This is a genomic window from Dokdonella sp. (genome assembly GCF_039926425.1).
In the GTDB taxonomy this organism is placed as follows: domain Bacteria; phylum Pseudomonadota; class Gammaproteobacteria; order Xanthomonadales; family Rhodanobacteraceae; genus Dokdonella_A.
Genome location: NZ_JBDSWZ010000048.1, coordinates 1 through 5,356, shown reverse-complemented (window position 1 = coordinate 5,356; position 5,356 = coordinate 1). Strand labels below are relative to the sequence as shown.

Here is a 5,356-nt window from a genome sequence, read left to right as displayed (position 1 = left end):
TATTTCCGCGACGACATCGATCCGGCAACCGGCAAGGGCCGCGACATCCTGTTCTTCGTCGACAACATCTATCGCTACACGCTGGCCGGTACCGAAGTGTCGGCACTGCTCGGACGCATGCCGTCCGCGGTCGGTTACCAGCCGACGCTGGCCGACGAGATGGGTCGCCTGCAGGAGCGCATCACCTCGACCAAGACCGGCTCGATCACGTCGATCCAGGCCGTCTACGTTCCGGCCGACGACTACACCGATCCGTCGCCGGCGACGACGTTCGCGCATCTGGATTCGACCGTGGCACTGTCGCGCGACATTGCGAGCCTTGGCATCTATCCGGCCGTGGATCCGCTCGCGTCGACCAGTCGCCAGCTCGATCCGCTGGTGATCGGCCAGGAACACTACGACACCGCGCGCCGTGTACAGGGTACGTTGCAGCGCTACCGCGAACTGAAGGACATCATCGCCATCCTCGGCATGGACGAGCTCAGCGAAGAAGACAAGGCCTCGGTCACTCGCGCGCGCAAGATCGAACGCTTCTTCTCGCAGCCGTTCACCGTTGCACAGGTGTTCACCGGCGCGCCAGGCAAGTACGTGACGCTGAAGGAGACCATCCGTGGCTTCAAGATGATCTGCGACGGTGAATGCGATCACCTGCCGGAGCAGGCGTTCTACATGGTCGGCGGCATCGACGAGGCTTTCGAGAAGGCCAAGGCGATGGAGAAGAAGGTCGCCTGAAGGCTGCCTTCGGGAATCGGGAAAGGCGAATCGGAACCATCAGGCGCATTGCTTGCTCCCGATGTCGATGTTCACCAGTCCCGACTCCGCAGTTCCCATTCCCGTCGAACGAGCGAAGCGAGAAAAGACAATGACAACCATCCGCTGCGACATCGTCAGTGCCGAGGAAGAAATCTTCCACGGCGAGGCGAAGATGGTCATCGCGACCGGCGAAATGGGCGAGCTCGGCATCGCCCCGCGTCACGCTCCGTTGATCACCCGTCTGAAACCCGGGCAGGTGCGGGTCGAACTGGAGAATGGCGAAGAACAGTTCTTCTACGTGTCGGGCGGCATTCTCGAAGTGCAGCCGACCGTTGTGACCGTGCTTGCCGACACGGCGATTCGCGCGAAGGACCTCGACGAAGCGGCGGCGCGCAATGCAAAGGACGAGGCCGAGCGCATGCTTGCCAATCGCACCGACGCACTCGAGGTCGCGCAGGCTCAGGCGCAGCTTGCACAGGCAATGGCGCAGCTGCAGGCACTCGAACGCCTGCGTCGCGCGCTCAAGCACTGACCCTTCCGTTCGATGCAGATCCCCGACGCCGGCGCATGCCGGCGTCGTCGTTTGCGGCGCCGGCGATTCCTCAATCGACCGAATGCCCGCAAACACTCTGTCCAGCGTGCCCGAGCATGCGAAGTGCGACAGCATCGCCGACCTGCGCTGGATCGGACCGCGATGCGTTCCGGGCGTTCGCACGCCCGGGCAGGGATCCCGCGTCAGATGAGCGGCGTGATGTTCTTCTTCACACCCAGAAGCACCTTTCCATACAGTTCCTCGCACACCGGCGGCAGGACGAACGCATGCCGCGCCGCGGTGTTTGCATCACGCCAGATCCGTTGCATCGGATTGGATTCCGCGAACGAGCCGGCACCGTGCGCCGAGACCAGCGTGTTGAGCGCTTCGGTGACTGTCTTCGCGACATAGCCTGCATCGGCACGCACGCGGGCGCGTGCATCGAAGTCGAGATAGTCGTCGCTTGCCGCCGCACGGTCGACGTCATCCGCGGCACGGTAGGCATGCAGATGCGCGGTGTCGATCTTCATCGCCGCTTCGGCAACCTGAAGTTGAAATGCAGGCGAATCGACCTGGCGCCCATAGATCGTATAGGGGATGTTGCGTTCGCCTGCAGCGCCGATGACATGCTTGAGGGCTGCACGGGCGAGTCCAAGTTGCGGCCCCACCAAAGACAGCACGACAACGGGAATGAACGCGGAGCGGTAGAGCGATTCGTCCCGGTGCGAGGTGAGGTAGCGACCGTTGACGGCGGCCTCCAGCGACAGCAGGCGATGATCGGGGATGAATACCTCTTCGGCGACCAGGCAGTTGCTGCCGGTGCCTTTCATGCCCGACGCGTACCACGTGTACTGGATCGTCAGCTCGCTCATCGGCACGAACGCGAGGAATTGCCCCGCGGGCTTCCCCTTCGCATCGTGCTCCAGCACGCCGAGCATGCCCCAGGTCGCATGCAGCGAACCCGACGCCCAGAACCATTTGCCGGAGACGATCAGTCCGCCCTCGACGCGCCGCGTCTGAGCGCTCGGCGCGATGACGCCAGCCGCGCGCGCCGCCGGATCGGCGCCGAAAATCTCGTCCTGTGCCTGCGTCGACATCAGACCGACCACCCACGCCGCATTGTTGATGAGGCTGAGGACCCACGCGGAAGCGCCGCAGCCCTCCGCGACGATCGACACAATGTCGAGACTGGTGCGAATGCTGACCTGATAGCCGCCATAGCGCTTGGGCACCATCATGCGAAACAGACCCGCATCGCTCATCGCGACGATGTTCTCCTCGACGACGCGCCGCTCCTGCTCGGTTCTCAAGGCATTCGCTGCGAGGAGCGGCACCAGCTCCGTCGCGCGCGTCATCAACTGGTCGCGAATGGCCTGTTCGTGGTCGCTGGCGCGCTGGAACATCGGCGGTTCCGGTTCGCGTGGCGTGGAGTGGGTCACGGCTGCGCCTTACCAGCCATCGACCGCATTCCACTGCACGGTCGGCTCGTGGGCGTCGATGTGCTTGTACTTGCCGGTGAAGAAAATCAGCGGCGTCGCTTCCGCTCCGTGCCACAGATGCTCGACTTCGCCGATGTGCAGCAGATGGTCGCCGGCTTCGTGGATGTCGACGACACGCGCGACGACCTGGGCAAGACTCCCTTCCAGCAAAGGCGTGCCGCCACAGTCCTTGAACGGAACCGATACTCCTTCGACCGGACGCGACGAGAAATAGGCACTGAGATGCTGCTGGGCTTCAGACAGCACATTGACGCCGTACCGGTCACCGACCTTCACGAACGCATTGAAACTGGCTTCGCGACGAACGGAGACCAGAACGAGCGGCGGCGCCATCGAGACCGACATGAAGGCATTGACGGTCATGCCGGCAGGGCTGCCCTCGCGGATGAAGCTCACCACCGTCACACCGGTCGCGAACCGACCCATGACATCGCGGAATACACGCGGGTCCACGGGCGGAAATCGGGATTCCATCGTCATTGCTCGGGTTCCGGGTTGGCATTGATTCCCGGGAACGGGCGATCGCCAGCGACCGGACATTATGGCCAAATTCGCAGGCCCCGCCACGCAGGCCATTCCGGAGCGCTGCGCACACGCGTCGATGCATGTTTCTGCGCGGCCTTTTGCCGAGTCGTTCCGCCCCGGTCTGCTTTCCCTGCTATACGGCCAGCGATGCCCCTCGTCGAACGGCGGAAATTCAGTGCACCGCGAGGGCGGGCGCCCGACTAGAATGTGCGGCGCGTCTCATTCTGGAGCTCCCCGTGACCGGAACACCCCTGCATGTCATCGTGCTCGCTGCCGGCGAAGGCAAGCGCATGAAGTCTTCCAAGCCGAAGGTGCTGATGCCCCTCGCCGGCCGACCGATGCTCGCGCATGTTCTCGAAGCGGCGCGATCGCTGCAGCCGGCACGGATCCACATCGTCTACGGCCATCTGGGCGAACAGGTGCAGGCTGCGATCACCGATCTGGGCGATCTGGCCTGGGTGCACCAGCCCGACCAGCGCGGCACCGGGCATGCAGTCAAGCTCGCGATGCCGGGCGTCCCGGAGGACGCGCGTGTCCTGGTGCTGTATGGCGACGTGCCGCTGATCCGCACAGAAACGCTGCAGAAGCTGCTCTCGCTGCCCTTGCCGCTCGCCGCGTTGGTCACGCAACTGGACAACCCCTACGGTTACGGGCGCGTCGTGCGCGACGGCATCGGCCGCATCCGTTCGATCATCGAGGAAAAGGACTGCACTGCCGAACAGCGCGCAATCAGCTGGGTCAACAGCGGCATCCTCGCGGCCGACGCGCGGCGCATGCGGGTGTGGATCAACAATGTGACCGACGCGAATGCGCAGCGTGAGTACTACCTCACCGACGTGTTTGCGCAGGCCAACGACGAGGGCGAGCCGGCCGAAGCGAGCCTCTGCCTCAATCCGCAGGAAGTGTTCGGCGCGAACGATCCGTGGCAACTTGCAGGACTCGAGCGCATGTATCAACGGTCGCGCGCAACCCATCTCGCCGCGGCCGGTGTGCGCTTCGCAGACCCGGTGCGCTTCGACGCGCGCGGCGACGTCACGGTCGGGCGTGATGTCGAGATCGACATCGACGTGATCCTCGAAGGGCTGGTGGAACTGGGCGACGACGTGCGCATCGGGCCGTATTGCCGCATCCGCAATTCGACGCTCGCTGCCGGGACCATCGTGCGATCGCACTGCAACCTTGACGGCGTGGTCACGCATGGCCCATGCGAGATCGGGCCGTTCGCGCGTCTTCGTACGGGCACCGAGCTCGGCGCGAACACGCGCATCGGCAATTTCGTCGAAACCAAGAAAGCGCGCTTCGGCGAGAACTCGAAGGCCAGCCATCTGAGCTACATCGGTGACGCGGAGATCGGCGCCAACGTCAACATCGGCGCCGGCACGATCACCTGCAACTACGACGGCGTCAACAAGCATGTCACGACGATCGAGGACGACGTGTTCGTCGGCTCGAACTCGGCGCTGGTCGCTCCGGTCAGCATAGGCAAAGGCGCGACCATCGGCGCCGGATCGGTGATTGGCACGGAAGCACCGGCGGGCGAGCTCACGCTTTCACGTGCGCGCCAGCTGACGGTGCCGGGTTGGAAACGGCCCGGAAAGCTTACGCAGGAATAGTGCGCGAATTGCATCTGCGCACTGCTGTTCCCGCGCATCGATTCGACGGGACGGATGCATTGCCGTCAGGACGATCGGCGTTTCTCCATTTGCTGCAGCCGTTTCGCCGTGTGGTGAAACGCAATACGACCGTGAGCGATCCCGAGATGACGACGAAAATCCTGCGTGCAACCGTCGCGCTTACCTTGTCGTGCGCCGTGGCGGATGCGTGCGCCGCCGACTGGATGCAGTTCGGATACGACGCCGCACACAGCAGCAACAATCCCGCCGAAACCCAGCTCACGCATTCAAACGTGGCGCAGCTGACGCAGCGCTACGCGGTGACCGTTCCGGGAACTGTCGACAGCGCGCCTGTTTATCTCGCTGGCGTGGCGACGTCTTCGGGCACGAAGAATCTGCTGTTCGCACTCACTCGCCAAAGCGGAACCCTCCTC

At 63.9% G+C, this 5,356-nt stretch carries 5 protein-coding genes and 1 pseudogene; 4 read left to right on the top strand and 2 right to left on the bottom strand.

Going from position 1 to position 5,356, the window contains the following annotated elements; translation table 11 throughout:
* Both ABIV12_RS02945 and ABIV12_RS02940 read left to right on the top strand, forming a co-directional pair.
* Positions 1 to 732, top strand: a pseudogene (locus ABIV12_RS02945) (F0F1 ATP synthase subunit beta); the annotation flags it as partial.
* A 130-nt stretch (positions 733 to 862) separates the two neighbouring features.
* Positions 863 to 1,285 carry a F0F1 ATP synthase subunit epsilon gene (locus ABIV12_RS02940; protein WP_348056058.1) on the top strand — a complete coding sequence of 141 codons (423 nt, stop codon included), beginning with the start codon at positions 863 to 865 and terminating at the stop codon, positions 1,283 to 1,285.
* 203 nt (positions 1,286 to 1,488) lie between these two features.
* Here ABIV12_RS02940 and ABIV12_RS02935 read toward each other — a convergent pair whose 3' ends face one another.
* The gene (locus ABIV12_RS02935) at positions 1,489 to 2,724 is read right to left on the bottom strand and encodes an acyl-CoA dehydrogenase family protein (protein ID WP_348056056.1); all 1,236 of its coding nucleotides are present in this window, start codon (positions 2,722 to 2,724) and stop codon (positions 1,489 to 1,491) included.
* 9 nt (positions 2,725 to 2,733) lie between these two features.
* Entirely contained in the window at positions 2,734 to 3,264 is a 531-nt protein-coding gene (locus tag ABIV12_RS02930) for a flavin reductase family protein (RefSeq protein ID WP_348056054.1), read from the bottom strand.
* Positions 3,265 to 3,545: 281 nt separating this feature from the next.
* Here ABIV12_RS02930 and glmU point away from each other — a divergent pair, with 281 nt between their 5' ends.
* Both glmU and ABIV12_RS02920 read left to right on the top strand, forming a co-directional pair.
* Positions 3,546 to 4,922, top strand: a complete 1,377-nt coding sequence (gene glmU / locus ABIV12_RS02925; protein ID WP_348056052.1) for a bifunctional UDP-N-acetylglucosamine diphosphorylase/glucosamine-1-phosphate N-acetyltransferase GlmU — start codon at positions 3,546 to 3,548, stop codon at positions 4,920 to 4,922.
* A gap of 131 nt (positions 4,923 to 5,053) precedes the next feature.
* Positions 5,054 to 5,356, top strand: a 303-nt coding sequence (locus ABIV12_RS02920) for a hypothetical protein (RefSeq protein WP_348056050.1), incomplete at its 3' end; no start/stop codon positions are given.

Bases quoted from the DNA above. Each gene is read 5' to 3' on its own strand.
- ABIV12_RS02940 (WP_348056058.1), top strand. From the start codon at position 863: ATGACAACCATCCGCTGCGACATCGTCAGTGCCGAGGAAGAAATCTTC.
- ABIV12_RS02930 (WP_348056054.1), bottom strand. From the start codon at position 3,264: ATGACGATGGAATCCCGATTTCCGCCCGTGGACCCGCGTGTATTCCGC.